The following is a 17,115-nucleotide window of genomic DNA, read 5'->3' as shown; positions in this document are numbered from 1 at the left end:
TGCGCTGCTACCGCAGCAACTGACTCAGGCCAGTGGCGCGAATGTTGCGAAAAGCGGCCCGCGTTTTGTACTTTTGAGCGATTCTGCCTCGCCATGAAAATCACCCGTTGCTCTTTCTTCCTCGCCGTGGCCCTGCTAGGGGCTGGCACCCGGCACGCGGTGGCCCAGGTGCGCAAGCCCGCGCCCGCCAAGCCTGCGCCCGGCAAAGCGCCGGTGAAGGGCAAGCCCGGCGCGAAAACGCCCCCGCCGCCGCCCCCGCCCGTGGAGGCCGCCCGCCGAGTAGTGGAAGAGGAAATCAAGCCCCCGCTGATTATCAGCAAGGTGAAAATCAAGGAGCCTGTGCTCGTCTTCTACCAGCAGGCCGCGCCCGGCACGGCCGTGCAGCAGCTCCTGATGGAAGAGAAAAACCTGCCCCTGCTCAAAACCACCTCGCTCGAAGACCTAGTGGCCCGCCGCGAGGTTTTCGTGGATGGCCTCGGCAACTACGACCCGCCCGGCCAGGCCGCCGCCGAGGCCGGCAAATACCGCCTGGCCGGCGTGAGCCTGCTGGCCAGCAGCGACAAGCGCACTACCGCCCCCGACGGCCGCAGCACCTACGTGCGCCTCAAGGTGCCCAGCCCCGGCGAGCTCTACGTGGTGCGCGAGTCGGCTGAAGACTACCGCCACTTCGTGAGCGGCCCGCAAAAGAAAGGCTCGCGCATCGACTTCGAAACCAACGGCTTGCCGGGCGTCGATTCCATCCGGGCCATCTACACGCTGCGCAAAATCGACCAGTCGGAGCGCGGCGCGGGCAGCGGCGAGGTTATCCGCTAACGGCCCGCTTTGGGGCCAGGGCTTATGAACAAATTGCGAAGAATAGGACTGGCGGTGGCCAGCCTGCTGGCCCTGCGCGGCGCCCCGGCCCCCGCCCAGACCACCCTGCGCCTGACGCCTGGCGCGGCCGTGCCAGCGGGGCAAAAAATCTACGTAGCGGGCTCATTTAATGAGTGGAACCCTGCCGCGCCCGGCTTCGCCCTCGCGCCCCGGCCCGATGGCTCGTACCAGCTTACGCTGCCCGCCACGGTGCGCGGGCCGCAGGAATTTAAGTTTACGCGGGGCTCGTGGGACACCGGCGAAACCGACGCCAGCTGGCAGCCGCTGGCCAACCGGCAGGCCGATTTCGGCACCGGCACGCTTACTTTGCAGGTAGCTGCCTGGCAAGACCAGCGCCCCGGCGGCGCTCCTCCCTTGGCCGCCCAGCCCCACTCCGCCACCCCCAACGTGCGTATTCTGGCCGACTCGTTTCGGCTGCCGCAGCTGGGCGGGCGCAAGCGCCGCATCTGGCTCTACCTGCCGCCCGGCTACGACGCCAGCCAGCGCCGCTACCCGGTGCTGTATTTGCACGACGGCCAGAATATCTTTGACCGCGCTACCGCCTACGCCGGTGAGTGGGGCGTCGACGAAACCCTCAACGCGCTGCTGGCCAGTAAGGAAGATGCTACCGGCTGCCTGGTAGTGGCTATCGACAACGGCGGCGAGCGCCGCCTCGACGAGTACTCGCCCTGGAAAAACGAGCGCTTGAAAAAAGGCGGCGAGGGCCAGCAGTACGTCGAGTTTCTGGTCGAAACCCTCAAGCCCTACATCGACCAGCACTACCGCACCCGGCCCGACGCGGCGCACACGGCCATCATGGGCTCCAGTATGGGTGGGCTGATTTCGTTTTACGCCGGGATGAAGTACCCGCAGGTGTTCGGCAGGGTAGGGGTGTTTTCGCCGGCGTTCTGGTTTGCCAAAGACGCGGTGCTGCGCCAGGTGCGGCAGCAGCGCGCGGTGCCGGTGGCCAGCAAATTCTACTTTTTGGCCGGCCCGGCCGAGGGCCCGACGATGGTGCCCAACATGGCAGAAGTGCGCGACGCGCTACTCAAGCGCGGCGTGCCCGCCAGCCACGTCAGCTTCAAAACCCCCGCCGACGGCCAGCACGCCGAATGGTTTTGGCGGCGCGAGTTTGGGCCGGCCTACCAGTGGTTGTTAACGAAATAAGCTCGTCGTTATCTTTTTTTGAAAAAAACGGGCGCGCAGTTGCAGAAATCACAAGCGCCCGTATATTTGCCCCGACATGATGACCACCTGCCAGATGTATTGCCTAGTGATTAAGCGACCCAATATGGGTATCGGAATCGTGCGGCATGGCCGGTCAGCAGGGAAATAATCAGATGCTTTTTCCCAGCTTTTCCTCCTAAGCTTTCGCCCGATTCCTCTCCCAGGAATCGGGCTTTTTTTTGTCCCATTATACTTTTCCGAAGATGACCTTGCACCAGCTAGCCCGCCCCTACCACCCCACCGCCCCCGCCGCCGCCGGCGTCTGGAAAATGCTGTTCGACCGCCAGCTGGCCTTGCTGCACAGGCGGGCGCACCCGGCCTTCGCGGCCGGGGTAGCGGCCCTGGGCTTGCGGCGCGAGGAGGTGCCGACCCTGGCCCGCCTCGCCCCGCTTGTGCAGCAGCACACCGGCTGGACGCTGCGCGCCGCCGGCGGCCCCCTGCCCGAGGCCGAGTACTACGCCGCCCTGGCCCGGCGCGAGCTGCCGCTCGTGACGCGCCTGCGCACCTTCGCCGAGTTTGACCACCCGCCCCACGGCGTCGATTTGTTTTCGGAAGTAATGGGGCGGCTGCCGCTGCTGCTCGAGCCCGGCTACGCCCAGGCGCTCCAGGCGCTGGGCCAGGTGTGGGCGCTGGCTACCACGCCGGCCACGGCGGCGCTGCTGCGGCGCTTCACCCGCGCCACCTTCGAGCTGGGTTTGCTGGCCCCGGCCGGCGAGCGGCCGCAGTTCTACGGGGCCACGCTGCTGACCTCGACGCGGCACCTGCACGCGGCGGCCGCCGCCGAGGCCAGCCGGGTGCAGCCCCTGGCCGGTGCTGCCCAGCAACTGCGGCTGCTGGCCGTGCCCACCGCTGGCTTCGCGGCCGAGGCCCAGCCTTATTTCGTGGCTCAGAGTTGGGCTGAGTTGCTCGAAGAAATCGAGCAACTGCGCGCTGAGCTGGCGCACGGCCAGTTCTCTGGGCCGGGCTCTCTTGCATTGCCTACCCCGGCGCGCAGCTTTGCCCAGCGCCCGGCTACGCTGCGGCAGGTAGGGTAGGAAGGGGGATATTCTTTCGCTTTTTAGGGGGTAGCTGGCTGCTAGCCCCAGCGGGGCAACCCGTCGATAGGTTATAAGGACAACAAACTCAAAGCCCCAGCGGGGCGACCCTGACGCCAGGGTTGCCCCGCTGGGGCTTTGTTGTGGTGCGCGGTGCCTTTGCTACCGACGGGCCGCCCCGCTGGGGCTATGAGCCGTTCCTTACGCCTTCAGCCGCGCCTTGAGGTAGGTCAGTGCGCGCTGGTGGGCGTCTTCGGCCAGGGCCTGGTCGTATTTGGGGTTGGAGGGGTTGGCGAAGGCGTGGACGGCGGGATACTCCTTCACGGTCAGCTTCTTGCCAGCGGCGGCCATATTCTTCTCAAACTGCGCTACCACCTCGGGGCTTATCGACTTGTCGTACTCGGCAAAGAGACCCAGCACGTCCGAATTCAGAGTTTTGAGCTTGGCCACATCCTTTTCGGGCATGCCGTAGTACATCACGCAGCCCACGGTTTGCTTGCCGCCGAGCAGGGCGCTTTGCAAGCTCCAGCCGCCGCCGAAGCACCAGCCCACCGAGGCAATCCGGGCCTTGGGGCCGGCGTGCAGCTGCGCGCCTTTTACGATGGCCATGGCCCGGTCGGTGTTAATGCTTTGCATCAGCTTGCCGGCTTCTTCGGGCGAGCCGGCCACGCGGCCGTCGTAGAGGTCCACGGCCAGCACGTTCACGCCGGGCATTTCCTCGGCAAAGCGGGCGGCTTCTTTTTTGATGTAGTCGTTGAGGCCCCACCACTCCTGGTACACCAGGAGGTACTTGTTGCTGGGCGTGGCGCTTTTGATTTCGAAGCCCCGGCCCGATTTGCCGTCAGGCGTTTTAAATTCTACCATCTCGCCTTCGCCGGCGTAGGTGTAGGGTAGCGGCGCGTCGTGCCCGCCCACAAACTCCTGGTTGCTAGCCAACATCGCGAAGGCTTCGGTGGCGCTGGGGCCGGCTGGGCGGGTGCAGCAGCTGAGGGCGGCCGTTTGGGCCTGGGCGGTGCCGAAAGCCAGGGCCGCGGCGGCAAGGAGCAGTAGTTTTTTCATGGGTAAGGGGGAAGTGTCGGAATACGCTGCCATAACAGTTAGCTGGTGCAATGTTACCGCGCTGGGTGTGTGCATTCGAGGCCTATGTTTGCACACGTTCGCGCGTTCGAAATTGGTTTCGTTGGCCGATAATCGGCAGGCTTCGACGATAAAGCCCGCCGCCTGTCGGTTGCCGCTTGTTCATTACGTCTTATTAATTGCTCATTCTAAAACACATGCCCCTTATCCAAAGCTGGCGCTGGTTTGGCCCCAACGACCCCGTAAGCCTCGCCGACATCCGCCAGGCCGGCGCTACCGACCTGGTATCGGCCCTGCACCACATCCCCAACGGCGAAGTGTGGCCGGTGGCCGAAATTCAGGCGCGCCAGCAGCTCATCGCCGCCGTCGGCCTGACGTGGAGCGTGGTCGAAAGCGTGCCCGTGCACGAAAATATTAAAACGCGCACCGGCGATTTTCAGCGATACATTGCTAACTACCAGCAGTCTATTCGCAACCTGGCGGCCTGCGGTATCCGCACCGTTACCTACAACTTCATGCCCGTGCTCGACTGGACGCGCACGGATTTGGCCTACGAAGTAGCAGATGGCTCGAAAGCCCTGCGCTTCGAAAAAGCCGCCTTCATTGCCTTCGATGCGCTGCTACTTCAGCGCCAAGGCGCAACCCAGGACTACGCGCCCGACGAGCTGGCCCGCGCCCAGGCCCGCTTCGACGCCATGAGCGACGCCGAGAAGCAACTGCTTCAGCGCAACATCATTGCCGGGCTGCCGGGCAGTGAGGAGAGCTTCACGCTCGCGCAGTTTCAGCAGGCGCTCGATGCGTATGCGGGCATTGACGCGGAAAAATTGCGGCAGCACCTGATTTTATTTCTACAGGAAATCGTGCCCGTGGCCGAAGAGGTGGGCGTAAACCTCGCCATTCACCCCGACGACCCGCCGTACCCGATTCTGGGCTTGCCGCGCGTGGTGAGTACGGCCGCCGACGTGGCCGCGCTGGCGGCCGCCGTGCCCTCGTTGCGCAATGGCCTGTGCTTCTGCACCGGCTCATTTGGCGTGCGGGCCGATAATGATTTGCCTGGCATGGTGCGCCAGTTTGCCGACCGCATTCACTTCATTCACCTGCGCAGCACGCAGCGCGACGAATACGGCAACTTCTACGAGGCCAACCACCTGGAAGGCGACGTGGACATGTACGCCGTGATGCGCGAGCTGGTGCAGACCATGCGTCAGCGCCAAACCAGCCTGCCCATGCGCCCCGACCACGGCCACCAGATGCTCGACGACCTGCACAAGAAAACCAACCCCGGCTACTCGGCCATAGGCCGCCTGCGCGGCCTCGCCGAGCTGCGCGGGCTGGAGCTGGGCATCAGCCGCAGCATTTGAAATTAAGAAGTGGATAAAACTAAAAAGGCCGCTCCCGTTAGGGGCGGCCTTTTTGATGTGCTGTCACAAATCGCAGGCTTGCGCCGACAGCCTTAGTCTGCGTAGCTCGTCCGCACTACCGCGCCCAGCTCGGTGAGCAGCGAAAACAGCCCCACATAAGTCCGGTTCAAATACACGAAGTGGGCCGAGCCGCGCGGCTCGCGCTGCTGGCGCAGCTCCTGGTCCTGCATCAGGTCGTCGCCCAAGGCGTAGAGACTCTGCATGTAAGCCGGGTCGCCGAAGTCAAACGAGTCTTGCCGGAAGGGCCGGCCCACCAGCTCCAGCGACTGCGTGAGGGTGCGCAAATACATATTGCGCAGGGCGGGCGCGTCGCCGGGGCGCAGCACGCCGGCCTCGGTGAGCAGGGCTTCGAGGCGGGAGGGGTCGGCAAGGGTAGCCGGGTCGAGTAGGGCCAGAAACTGCTGCTGCTCCAGCGGCGGCACGTCTTTCACGCAGCCGAAGTCGAGCACGCCTACCGTACCGCCGTTGGTGTGGCTGAAGAGAAAGTTGCCGGGGTGCGGGTCGGCGTGCAGCTGGCGCAGTTCGCGGAGCTGGTACTGGTAGAAATCCCAGAGGGCCTGGCCGAGCTGGTTGCGCACTTCCTGCGGCGGGTTGTCGGCCAGAAACTCCTGCATGTGCTGGCCGGGCAGCCAGTCCATCGTGAGGATGCGAGCCGACGACAAGGCGGGGTAGTAGGCCGGAAACTGGAGGTGCGGCAGGTGGCCGCACTTGGCCGCCACGGCCTGGCCGCGGCTCAGTTCAAGCTTGTAGTCAGTTTCTTCAATCAGTCGCGCCTCGACCTCGGCGATGTAGGGGCGCAGCGTTTCCTCCTTGAGGCCCATGATGCGCAGCGCCACCGGCTTCACCATCGCAATGTCGGACTTAATGCTCGCGCCCACGCCGGGGTACTGCACCTTCACGGCCAGCGCCTTGCCCATTTTGCGCGCAAAATGCACCTGCCCGATGCTGGCCGCCTGCCGCGCCTGTGGGTCAAACTCGTCGAACACCTCGCTGGGCGAGTGCCCGAAGGCGTCGCGGAACGCCTTCACCACCAGCGGTCCCGACAGCGGCGGCGTCTGGTACTGCGCCTGCTGAAACTGCTTGGCGTAGGCCGGGGGTAGCAGGTTTTTTTCCATGGCCAGCATCTGGGCTACTTTCAGCACCGAGCCTTTCATCTCGCTCAGCGTGCTGTAGAGCTCCTCGGCGTTGGCTTGGTGTAGGTCGGCGGCGGTGGCGTCGGCGCCCACGGCTTTTTTGGCGTAGTGCTGCACGTAGTTGGCGCCTACCTTAAAGCCGGTTTTGGCGAAGCGGGCGGCGCGGGCCACCTTGCTGGTGGGCAGCGATTCTTGCGGTTGGTCGGACATGTAGGGTAAGCTTTAGCTTGCCAGCGACAGGCTGATGAAGACGAGAAAAAGGCAAGCTAAAGCTTACCCTACGCTGGTACGTTGCAGCAAAAACCGTCCGAAATCCAGCGCCGAATCAAACGTATTGCGCCCCACCAAATCGAAGCTCAGCGTCACCGCCTTTTCCACGGCCGCATCCGTCCGCTCGAAGCCGGCCGACTCGTCGCGCACAAAAAACAGGAGGATGAATTGCAGCTGGCGCAGGAAGATGCGCCCGTAGCCATCCTGCAAAAACGGCCGGCTGGCGACTTCGCCCGTGCTGCGGCCCTCGTGCAGTATCTCCTCCACAAAGTCCTTGAAATCAGCCTCAAACTGGTCGAGCACCTTGGGCACCACGGCCAGCCGGCGCTGCTGCGAGCGCTTGAGCGTGAGCAACACGAAACTGCGGTTGTTCTTCAAAATCTCCAGCAGCGTGTAGTAGAAGGCCAGCAGCTTTTCGCGGCTGCCGTAGCCCTGCCACGCGGGCTCCTGGGCCGCCTGGGCGCGGGCCTCGCGGCCAAACTCCACCCACGCCTCGCGCTCGATGGCGGCGAAGGAAGCGTAGTGGCGATAAAACTCGCCCTCCGTGATGCCCTGCGCATCGGCAAAGACAAAAACGGTTTTGGGGGCGTGGCCGTGGCGGCGCAGGTAGTCGAGGTAAGCGGGTTTCAGCAAAGTCGGTTCCATGCGGGTATAACCGCCACGGCACTAGCAGGGTTCGGGGCGGCTGGGGTTATTTAGTGTAACACCAAGCTCCTGCTTGGTGCGGCGTTAGGACGGTTTCAGGCGTGCCCTTACGTGGCACCAAGCAGGAGCTTGGTGTTACTTCCGGCCCTTCCTAATGGCCTCTATCGCCCGCTCGCGGGCAAACTTATGCTCGACTATCGGCTGGGGGTATTTGTCCGTCCCAAACTCGGGCACCCACTGCTTCACATACTCGTAGTCAGGGTCGTACTGCTTTTGCTGGCTGTCGGGGCTGTACACCCGGAACCACGGCGCGGCCACGGCCCCGGTGCCGGCCATCCACTGCCAGTTGCCCACGTTGTTGCTCATGTCGTAGTCGATGAGCTTTTCCGAGAAGTAGTGCTCGCCCACCTTCCAGTCCATAAACAAGTGCTTGACCAGGAAGCCCGCCGCCGCGATGCGGGCGCGGTTGTGCATGTAGCCCGACTCGTTGAGCTGGCGCATGCCCGCATCCACGAGTGGGTAGCCGGTGCGGCCCTCCGTCCAGGCCCGGTATTGCGCGGGGTCGTCGCGGTAGGGGAGGTGGCGCATCTTGGGGTCGTAGGCCTCCTCGGCTGTGTTGGGAAAGTGCCAGAGCAACATCATGAAGAAGTCGCGCCATATCATCTCGTTCAAAAGCTTGCTATTGACTTCCTCGGCCTGCTTCATCAGCTGGCGCACGCTCATGGTGCCAAAGCGCAGGTGCACCGACATGTGCGTAGTGCCCTTGTTATCAGCCGGAAAGTCGCGCGTCTTATCGTAGTGCTTCACCACCTCGGCGGCGGGTAGCTTGGCGGGCGGCGTGGGCTGCTCGTGCCGCTCAAAGCCCAGGTCTTTAAGATTCGGGCGCTTGGCGTCGCCAGCCTTCGGCTTGGCTAAGTCCTCTTTCTTGAACAGCCGCGCCGACGGATGCGGCTCGAAGTCCTCGGGCTTCGCCTTGGCCTGCCAGGCTTTCGAGTACGCGCCGAAGACCTTCGACGGCTTGCCGTTCTTGGTCAGCACCTCGTCTTTGGCAAAAATCACCTGGTCCTTAAACGCTTTGAACTCCGCGCCGGCCTTCTCGGCGAGCTGGGCCACGGCCGCGTCGCGGGTGGTGGCGTAGGGCTCGTAGTCCTCGTTGGTGTAGATGGCGGCCACGTCGTAGTCTTTCAGCAATTGCTTGAATACCGCTTCTACCTTACCGTGTATTGCCAGAAAGCCGCCGCCAGCCTCCTTAGCCTCGGCGGCCAGGCGCTCGACCTGGTCGAAGATGAAGGTGAGCCGGGCGTCCTGCTTATCCAGCTTTTCGAGGATGGTCTCGTCGTAGATGAACAGCGGCAGCACGGGGTGCCCGCTTTGCAGGGCGGCGGCCAGGCCGGCGTTGTCCTGGAAGCGCAGGTCGCGCCGGTGCCAGAAGAGGGTGATTTTCATAATCGTAGTTAGTGCCTAGTGCGCAGTGCTTAGTACGTAGTGGAAAGGTGCTAAGCACTAAGCACCAACTGCTAAGCACTACTTCAGCTTGCCCATGCCGCCGTCTACGGCCAGCGTCTGGCCGGTGATGAAGCTGGCCTGGTCCGAAAGCAGGAAGGCGGCCATGCTGGCCAGGTCATCCGGACGGCCCACGCGCTGCAAGGGGTGGCGCTTGGCGCCGGCCTCGGCTTTCTCGGGGGTGTTGAGCAGGGCAGCGGCCAGGGGCGTATCGGTGAGGCTGGGGGCCAGGCAATTGATGCGCACGCCGCTGGCGGCGTACTCGGCGGCCAGGGCGCGGGTGAGGCCTTCCACGGCGGCTTTGGCAGTAGCGATGCTGGTGTGGAAGCTCATGCCCACCGCCGCCGCCACCGTGCTAAACAGCACCACGCTGGCCCCGCTTTCGGCCTTCTTGAGGCGCTTGATGGTGGCTTGCAGTACCTGCACCGCGCCGAGCACGTTCAGCTCAAAGTCGGCCCGGAAGTCTTCGACCGGCACCCGCTCGAAGGGCCGCAGCTTGATGGAGCCGGGGCAGTACACGAGGCCGTGCAGCTGCTCGGGCAGCGCGTCGAAGGCAGTGCCCACGGGCTGCGTGGCGTCGTAGGTAAAATGGGTGGTGCCGAGGGCGGCGAGCTCGGGCGAGAGCTGGCGCGAGGCGGTGAAGAGCGTGGCCCCGGCCGCGTGCAGCGCCTGGGCAGTGGCCAGCCCGATGCCGGACGAAGCCCCCACGAGAAGAATGTTTTTACCAGTAGAAGTCACGGCGACGAGTAGCAAATAAGCAGTGGAGCTTAGCTAACGGCCGGGCTTGGGCAAGGTTGTTTAGGTAGCGAAGGGATTGACGACGCGTAGCGTGCCTTCAATCACTTGCCCCGCGCTCAGGTCTTCCGAATACAATGTGTCGCAGCCGCATTCGAGCGCGGCGGCCACGATGAGCGCGTCAAACCACGAAAAGCCGTAGCGGTGCGCCAGCCGCGTGGCGTGGGCGATGGTATCAGCGTTAGTGGTGTGAACTGCGTTGTCGTTGATTATCTCAATGAGTGCAATCTGAATATCGGGCCAGCTCGTTTTCAGCTTGCGTGAGAAGACATTGGCAAACTCAATCAGCACTTGCGTGGACAGCCAGCGGTCGGGAATGCTGCCGAGCGTCAGCGCAACCTGCCGCTTCACCAGGTCGTCGCTGGAGTAAGCGTACACCAGTACGTTGGTGTCGAAGAAAACCCTACCGTTCATTTGCCTCTTCGCGGTTAAACTTGAAGTCTTTCGTGGAAACGCTGATGGCGCTGAACGTAGCGGGTGGGCGGGGGGCGATGGGCTGCTGGGTAGCCGCCTGAATCGTAAGCACGCCAAGTGCCTGAAGTTCTTCCAGAACGCGGCGAGCGTGTTCGTTTTGAAGGGTGATGGTGAGCGTTTCCATATCAAGCAAAGGATTAGAGTACTAAGCTACGCGAAACGGTGGTTGTCCGTTCCTCAGTCGGCCGCTTCGGCCTCGGCGGCTGCCGCCTTCGGCTTGCGGCCTACCAGCCACACACCCAGTAAAATAATGGCCGCCTGCCACGCCTTGTCGAAGGTCACGGTATCGGTGCCCAGCGCCACCGCGATAACCACCACCAGCACCTGCTGCACGTAGATGTACACCCCCGACAACGCCGGCGAGGCGTACTTCAAGGCCCAGTTGTTGAGCAGATAAGCCAGGATGGTGAGGAAGACCACCATGTAGCCCAGCTCGGCCCAGATTTTGGGCGTGAAGCGGCCGTAGTCGGTAGCGATGGCATCGGGCAGGCCCAGCAGCAGCACCAGCACCGCCCCTACCAAGAAGCAGCGCGCCAGCACCGTGAAGGCGTGGTACTTGCGCATGAGCGGCCCCACCAGCACCACGTAGAGCCCGAACACCGAGGCGTTGCCCATCAGATACAAGTTGCCGAGCAGCGGGTCGGCGGCGGCGGCCCCGGCTGCGGGGCGGCTCAGGATGAGCAGGGCCGCGCCCAGCGTGCCCAGCCCCACGCCCAGCACGCGCGCCGGCGTGAGGCGTTCGCCCAGCAGCGCGGCCGAGGCCAGCACCACCACGATGGGCGTCAGGGTTTGCAGCAGCGCCGCGTTGATGGGCGTAGTGAGGGCCAGCCCCTTGAAGAAAGCCACCTGATTGAGCGCGATGCCCAGCACGCCGCACGCGATGGCCCGCCACGTATCGGCCCCGGCCGCGATGCGCTCGTGCGGCGCGGCCCAGCGCTTGAGGGCCGCGAACACCAGCGCCGCCCCCACCACACGCCACACCACCGCCGCCTGCGGCTCGATGTAGGCGGGCATCAGGTCTTTGGCCAGGCTGTAGGTGGCGGCGTAGATGAGGGCGGCCCCGAACAGGGCCAGGTGAATGCGGAAGGGCGACATTTTTAGTGCTTGGTGCGTAGTGCCTGGTGCTTGGGACTTGAGCGCAAAGGTCGTCATGCTATCCGTCAGAAGGCTTTGCGCCCGGCCGACGTGTGGATAGCTACCCGTTCTTTGTAGCCAAGCACTACGCACCAAGCACTACGCACTAACCATGCCTTCCCTGTTCGATACCCCCACTACCGCCCCCTTGGCCGAGCGCCGCCGCCCCCGCCGCCTGCCCGACTACGCCGGCCAGACGCACCTGCTCGGCCCCGAGGGCGTGCTGCGCCGCTACCTGGCCGCCGGCCGCCTACCCTCGCTCATCCTCTGGGGGCCGCCGGGCGTGGGCAAAACCACCCTGGCGCTCTTGCTGGCCGAGGAATTGAAGCGGCCCTTCGCCATGCTCTCGGCCATCAGCGCGGGCGTGAAGGACGTGCGCGAGGTGATTGAGAGGGCGAAGAAGCAGACGGGCACCATCCTCTTTATCGACGAAATCCACCGCTTCTCGAAGGCGCAGCAGGATGCCTTGCTGGGCGCGGTAGAGCAGGGCGTGGTTACGCTCATTGGGGCTACTACCGAGAACCCGTCGTTTGAGGTGATTCCGGCCTTGCTCTCGCGCTGCCAGGTTTACACCTTGCAGGCGCTCAGCGCCGATACGCTGCGCGAAATCGTGCGCCGGGCGCTGGCCGAAGATGAGATTCTCAGCAAAATCCCCGTCGATGTCATTGAAGACCACGCCCTGCTGGCCCTCAGCGGGGGCGACGCCCGCAAGCTGCTCGGCCTGCTGGAGCTGGTGGTGGAGGGCACCGCGCCCGACCCCGCCACCGGCCGCGTGCAGCTCACCGACGCGGCCGTGCAGCGCACCGCCCAGCGCCCCATCGCGCGCTACGACAAGGGTGGCGAGATGCACTACGACGTGATTTCGGCCTTCATCAAGAGCATCCGCGGCTCGGACCCCAACGCCGCGCTCTACTACCTGGCCGTGATGCTGGAAGGCGGCGAAGACGTGAAATTCATCGCCCGGCGCCTGCTCATTCTGGCCAGTGAGGACATCGGCAACGCCAACCCCAATGCGCTGCTGCTGGCCACGAGCTGCTTCCAGGCCTGCACCTTCATCGGCCTGCCCGAGTCGGACTTGATTCTCAGCCAGACCGTGATTTACCTGGCCACCTCGCCCAAAAGCAACGCTGCCTACTCGGCCATCCGGGCGGCGCAGGCGCAGGTGCGGCAGCAAGGCGTGCACCCCGTGCCGGTTCCCTTGCGCAACGCCCCCACCAAGCTGATGAAGGAGCTGGGCTACGGCGACGCCTACCAGTACTCGCACAACGCAGCGGGCAACTTCGCTTATCAGGAATTCCTGCCCGAGGCCCTGGCCGGCACCCGCTTCTACGACCCCGGCGACAACCCCGCCGAGGCCAAAATACGCGAGCGCCTGCGCGGCTGGTGGCAGGAGAAATACAACTATTGACCACAGATTCAAACGGATTTTTAGGATGTAACGGATACGCCCGCTGCGCGGGCTGGCTAGGCTAGCGTGGTAGCAGCGGTTGAGTACCAGTTGTAAAACAGTACTCAGTATGTAATGTGGTGGGAGGAGCTGCGATAAGCCTATTAGTTGGCGAGTAGTCGGCTAGTAGCTAGCCAGCGTCCGTATCTTGCCGCCCGCTCAGCCAGCACGACGCTAGCCTAGCCAGCCTGCGCAGCAGGCGTATCCGTTACATCCTAAAAATCCGTTTGAATCTGTGGGACAATTCTTCAAGTTTGTGCTGGCTACCGTGGTGGGGCTGGTGGTGTTTTCGGTGCTGGGGTTTGTGGTGCTGGCCGCGTCTATCGCGGCCATTGGGGCGAGCGCGCCCGACAAGACGGTGGCCGCCAACTCGGTGCTGGAATTGAAGCTCGACAAGCCTTTGTCGGAACGCAAGCAGAGCGCCGACCTGCTGGGCGGCCAAAGCAGCCTCGGGCTGGTGGGCTTGAAAGAGGTAATCAAGCGCGCCAAAACCGATGACGATATCAAGGGCATTCTGCTGAATCTGACGCTGGTGCAGGGCGGCATGGCTTCGCTGGAGGAAGTGCGCGATGCGCTGCTCGACTTCAAGAAGTCGGGCAAGTTCGTGGTGGCTTACCACGAAATCGCGTCCGAGAAAAGCTACTACCTCTCGTCGGTGGCCGATGAGATTTACTTGCACCCGCAGGGCACGTTGGAGTTCAATGGGCTGAGCTCAGAGGTGATGTTCTACAAGCGCCTGTTCGACAAGGCGGGCATTCAGCCCTACATCTTCCGCGTGGGCTCCTTTAAGAGCGCTGTGGAGCCGTTTTTCCGCGAAAGCTTTTCCGACTCGGCCCGCTACCAGACGGTGTCGTACCTCAACTCGCTCAACGGCCACATGCTGAGCCAGGTGGCGGCCAGCCGCCAGATACCCGAGCCGCGCCTCAAGGTTATTTCCGACTCGATGCTGGTGCACAACGCCAAGGACGCGCTGCGCCTGAAGCTGATAACCAGGCTCGGCTACTTCGACGAGGTGCAGGACTACATCCGGGGCAAGCTGGGTTTGGCCAAGGACAAAAAACCGGGCCTCATCTCGTTCAGCGACTACCAGGACGCCGACCGCGCCGATGAAAAAGAGGGCAGCACCAGCGGCAACCGCATCGCCGTCATCTACGCCGAGGGCGACATCGTGACGGGCCGGGGCTCGGACGACAACATCGGCAGCGACAAGTTTGCCGAGGCCATCCGCAAGGCGCGGATGGATGATAAGGTGAAAGCCGTGGTGCTGCGCATCAACTCGCCGGGCGGCTCGTCGCTGGCCTCCGACATTATCTATCGCGAGGTGGTCTTGACCAAGAAAGTGAAGCCCATCATCGCCAGCATGAGCGACGTGGCGGCCTCAGGCGGCTACTACATTGCGATGGCCTGCGATACCATCGTGGCCCACCCCAATACCATCACGGGTAGTATCGGGGTCTTCGGCGTGCTGCCCAACATCCAGCCGCTGCTGGCCGATAAGCTTGGCGTGACGGTGGACCGCGTGACTACCGGTAAGTTCTCCGACCTGCCCACCATCACCCGCGCCCTCACCGACTACGAGAAGCAGCAGCTCCAGCTGGAGGTGAACGAGATTTACGCCGACTTCACCACCAAGGCCGCCCAGGGCCGCCACATGCCCGTGGAGCGCCTGCGCCGCGTGGCCTCGGGCCGCGTGTGGAGCGGTACCGAAGGCAAGGCCATCGGCCTCGTCGACGTGCTGGGCTCGTATGAGGACGCCCTCAAAATCGCGGCCCGCCGCGCCCACCTCCAGGCCGACGACTACCGCGTGCAGCGCCTGCCGCGCACCAAGTCGAGCGTCGAGAAGTTCATCAGCCGTTTCATCGATACCGACGACGACGACCAGGCCGCCGCCGAGGCCCGCGTGCTGCAAGCCAAGCTGGGGCCGCTGTATCCGGCGTATCACCAGTATCAGCAGCTGATGCAGATGAAAGGCGTGCAGGCAAGGTTGCCGTATGAGCTGGAGATAAAGTAAGTAGTATAGTTGGCGGGCTCGCCGGGCGCGGACCTCACCCCCTAGCCCCCTCTCCAAAAAAGAGGGGGGGCTAGCTTTAGCCTAATCTTTAGCTTTAGAATAGAGGCTAGAACTAGAGACTAGTCCCCCCTCTTTTTTGGAGAGGGGGCTAGGGGGTGAGGTTCACGGGCGGGCCGGCAAAACCTTTCCTTAATGCGAAACACCCTGAAACACCCGGCGCTGCTCGGTGCCCTGACCCTGGCCAGCCTCACGCACTCGGCCGCCCAAACGCAGCCCCTCTACCAGCCCCGCGACATCCAGCGGGCCTTTGCCAAGGGCACCCGCGCCGCCGACGGCCGCCCCGGCCCCAGGTACTGGCAGAACCACGCCCGCTACGACATCACAGTGCGGGCCGCGCCGCCCGCCGCCGACATCCGGGGGCGCGAAACCATTACCTACTTCAACAACAGCCCCGACACGCTGAAAACGCTCGTGTTCCGGCTGATTCAAAACATCCACCAGCCGGGCGCGGCGCGCGAGGGCGACGCCGGGGCCGACTACCTCACCACGGGCGTCAGCATCGACTCATTCAGCGTGGCGGGGCAGGCGCGGCCCACCGCCTGGCCCGGCCCGGCCACCGTGAAGGGCGTGCGCCTGCCGCGCCCGCTCGCGCCCCACGACTCGGTGCGGATGCAAGTGAGCTGGCACTTCCCCCTCGCCAAGCAAAGCGGGCGCGAGGGCATGATAGACCCCACGACCTACTTTCTGGCCTATTTCTACCCCCGCGTGGCCGTGTACGACGACTACGCCGGCTGGGACCGCCTGCCCTTCCTCGACAGCAAGGAGTTTTACAACGACTTCAATGACTACACGCTGCGCGTGCAGGCCCCGGCCAACTATATCGTGTGGGCCACCGGCACTTTGCAAAACCCTAAGCAGGTGTTGCAGCCGGCCTTTGCCAAGAAGCTGGAGAAGTCGATGACCAGCGACGAGCTCATGCACGTGGCCACGGCCGCCGACCTGGCGAAGAAAAATATCACCGCCCAAAAGCCGCTCAATACCTGGGTGTGGAAAGCCACCGATATTTCGGACGTCACCTTCGGGCTGAGCGACCACTACGTGTGGGACGCGGCCAGCGTGGTGGTAGACCCCGCCACCAAGCGCCGGGCCAGCGTGCAGGCCGCCTTTGCCGACTCGACCAAGGACTTCCACTCGTCGGTGAAGTTTGGGCAGAACGCGCTGGGCTGGTTTTCGCGCAACTGGCCGGGCGTGCCCTACCCGTTTCCGAAGATGACGGCCTTCCAGGGCTTTGCCGACATGGAGTATCCGATGATGGTGAACGACAGCCCGCAGGGCGATATGAAGTTCGCGCAGCTGGTGCAAGACCACGAAATCGCGCACACGTACTTCCCCTTCTACATGGGCATCAACGAGAGCCGCTACGCCTTCATGGACGAGGGCTGGGCCACCACGTTTGAGCTGCTCATCGGCCGGGCCGAGAACGGCCCGGCGGCGGCCGACGACTTCTACCGCAAGTTCCGGGTAGTCGGCTACATCAACGACCCCAGCACGGCCGAAGACCTGCCCATCATCACGCCCAGCAGCGAGCTCAAGGCCGGCTACGGCAACAACTCCTACGGCAAGGCCTCGCTGAGCTATCTGGCCCTCAAGGATATGCTCGGCGACGAGCTGTTCAAGAAATGTCTGCACGAGTACATGGCCCGCTGGCACAGCAAGCACCCCATCCCGTGGGACTACTTCAACACCATGACCAATGCCTCGGGGCAGGACTTGACGTGGTTTTTCCAGAACTGGTTTTTCACCAACAACTACATCGACCTGGCGCTGACCAGCGCCGAAAAGACGCCCCAAGGCACCGCAATAACGGTGAAAAACGTGGGCGGCTTCGCCGTGCCCGTTGACCTCAAAATCGACTACGCCGACGGCAGCACCGAAACCCTGCACCGCTCGCCCGAGGTGTGGAAGGCCAACCAGCAGCGGGCTACCATCACGGTGCCGGCTGGCAAGGTGGTACGGGCCGTGGCCTTTGACCACGGCATCTATCTGGATGCTGATAGAAAGAACGACCGGCTGACGGTGCAGTAACACCAAG

General features: G+C 63.8%; 15 protein-coding genes. 7 read left to right on the top strand and 8 right to left on the bottom strand.

Features of this window, described 5'->3' with window-relative positions:
• Positions 1–93: 93 nt before the first annotated feature.
• The 3 genes from VFO93_RS04060 to VFO93_RS04050 all read left to right on the top strand — a co-directional run bounded on the left by VFO93_RS04060 (position 94) and on the right by VFO93_RS04050 (position 3,113).
• Positions 94–813, top strand: a complete 720-nt coding sequence (locus VFO93_RS04060) for a hypothetical protein (RefSeq protein ID WP_325133040.1) — start codon at positions 94–96, stop codon at positions 811–813.
• A gap of 24 nt (positions 814–837) precedes the next feature.
• Entirely contained in the window at positions 838–2,019 is a 1,182-nt protein-coding gene (locus VFO93_RS04055; RefSeq protein WP_325133039.1) for an alpha/beta hydrolase-fold protein, read from the top strand.
• Positions 2,020–2,258: 239 nt separating this feature from the next.
• On the top strand, positions 2,259–3,113 hold the full coding sequence (locus VFO93_RS04050; protein WP_325133038.1) for a hypothetical protein: 855 nt from the start codon (positions 2,259–2,261) through the stop codon (positions 3,111–3,113).
• A 201-nt stretch (positions 3,114–3,314) separates the two neighbouring features.
• Here the strand turns inward: VFO93_RS04050 and VFO93_RS04045 are convergent, their stop codons facing one another.
• Positions 3,315–4,172 carry a dienelactone hydrolase family protein gene (locus VFO93_RS04045; protein WP_325133037.1) on the bottom strand — a complete coding sequence of 286 codons (858 nt, stop codon included), beginning with the start codon at positions 4,170–4,172 and terminating at the stop codon, positions 3,315–3,317.
• A 215-nt stretch (positions 4,173–4,387) separates the two neighbouring features.
• On the opposite strand from VFO93_RS04045, the gene uxuA reads away from it, so the two are divergent.
• Positions 4,388–5,551, top strand: a complete 1,164-nt coding sequence (gene uxuA, locus VFO93_RS04040) for a mannonate dehydratase (protein ID WP_325133036.1) — start codon at positions 4,388–4,390, stop codon at positions 5,549–5,551.
• Positions 5,552–5,643: 92 nt separating this feature from the next.
• On the opposite strand, the gene VFO93_RS04035 is transcribed toward uxuA, so the two are convergent.
• The 7 genes from VFO93_RS04035 to VFO93_RS04005 form a co-directional block, all read right to left on the bottom strand.
• Positions 5,644–6,954 (bottom strand): AarF/ABC1/UbiB kinase family protein, encoded by a 1,311-nt coding sequence (locus VFO93_RS04035; protein ID WP_325133035.1) that lies wholly within the window; start codon positions 6,952–6,954, stop codon positions 5,644–5,646.
• A 63-nt stretch (positions 6,955–7,017) separates the two neighbouring features.
• The gene (locus VFO93_RS04030; RefSeq protein WP_325133034.1) at positions 7,018–7,659 is read right to left on the bottom strand and encodes a TetR family transcriptional regulator C-terminal domain-containing protein; all 642 of its coding nucleotides are present in this window, start codon (positions 7,657–7,659) and stop codon (positions 7,018–7,020) included.
• A 135-nt stretch (positions 7,660–7,794) separates the two neighbouring features.
• The gene (locus VFO93_RS04025) at positions 7,795–9,105 is read right to left on the bottom strand and encodes a deoxyribodipyrimidine photo-lyase (protein WP_325133033.1); all 1,311 of its coding nucleotides are present in this window, start codon (positions 9,103–9,105) and stop codon (positions 7,795–7,797) included.
• 78 nt (positions 9,106–9,183) lie between these two features.
• On the bottom strand, positions 9,184–9,900 hold the full coding sequence (locus tag VFO93_RS04020) for an SDR family oxidoreductase (protein ID WP_325133053.1): 717 nt from the start codon (positions 9,898–9,900) through the stop codon (positions 9,184–9,186).
• A 60-nt stretch (positions 9,901–9,960) separates the two neighbouring features.
• The gene (locus VFO93_RS04015) at positions 9,961–10,371 is read right to left on the bottom strand and encodes a PIN domain-containing protein (RefSeq protein WP_325133032.1); all 411 of its coding nucleotides are present in this window, start codon (positions 10,369–10,371) and stop codon (positions 9,961–9,963) included.
• Positions 10,361–10,555, bottom strand: coding sequence for a hypothetical protein (locus VFO93_RS04010; protein ID WP_325133031.1), 195 nt, complete (start codon positions 10,553–10,555; stop codon positions 10,361–10,363). Before VFO93_RS04010 ends, VFO93_RS04015 begins: the two co-directional genes overlap by 11 nt.
• Positions 10,556–10,608: 53 nt before the next feature.
• Entirely contained in the window at positions 10,609–11,526 is a 918-nt protein-coding gene (locus tag VFO93_RS04005; protein WP_325133030.1) for a DMT family transporter, read from the bottom strand.
• Between the two features lie 151 nt (positions 11,527–11,677).
• Here VFO93_RS04005 and VFO93_RS04000 point away from each other — a divergent pair, with 151 nt between their 5' ends.
• The 3 genes from VFO93_RS04000 (at position 11,678) to VFO93_RS03990 (ending at position 17,108) form a co-directional block, all read left to right on the top strand.
• Positions 11,678–12,973 carry a replication-associated recombination protein A gene (locus VFO93_RS04000; protein WP_325133029.1) on the top strand — a complete coding sequence of 432 codons (1,296 nt, stop codon included), beginning with the start codon at positions 11,678–11,680 and terminating at the stop codon, positions 12,971–12,973.
• Positions 12,974–13,247: 274 nt separating this feature from the next.
• Entirely contained in the window at positions 13,248–15,023 is a 1,776-nt protein-coding gene (gene sppA, locus VFO93_RS03995; RefSeq protein ID WP_325133028.1) for a signal peptide peptidase SppA, read from the top strand.
• Positions 15,024–15,215: 192 nt separating this feature from the next.
• Positions 15,216–17,108 (top strand): M1 family metallopeptidase, encoded by a 1,893-nt coding sequence (locus tag VFO93_RS03990; RefSeq protein WP_325133027.1) that lies wholly within the window; start codon positions 15,216–15,218, stop codon positions 17,106–17,108.
• Positions 17,109–17,115 lie beyond the last annotated feature (7 nt).

Source organism: Hymenobacter sp. (assembly GCF_035709525.1).
GTDB lineage: Bacteria > Bacteroidota > Bacteroidia > Cytophagales > Hymenobacteraceae > Hymenobacter.
The sequence above is the reverse complement of the archived record's forward strand: the minus strand, read 5'-3'. Positions and strand labels throughout refer to the sequence as shown.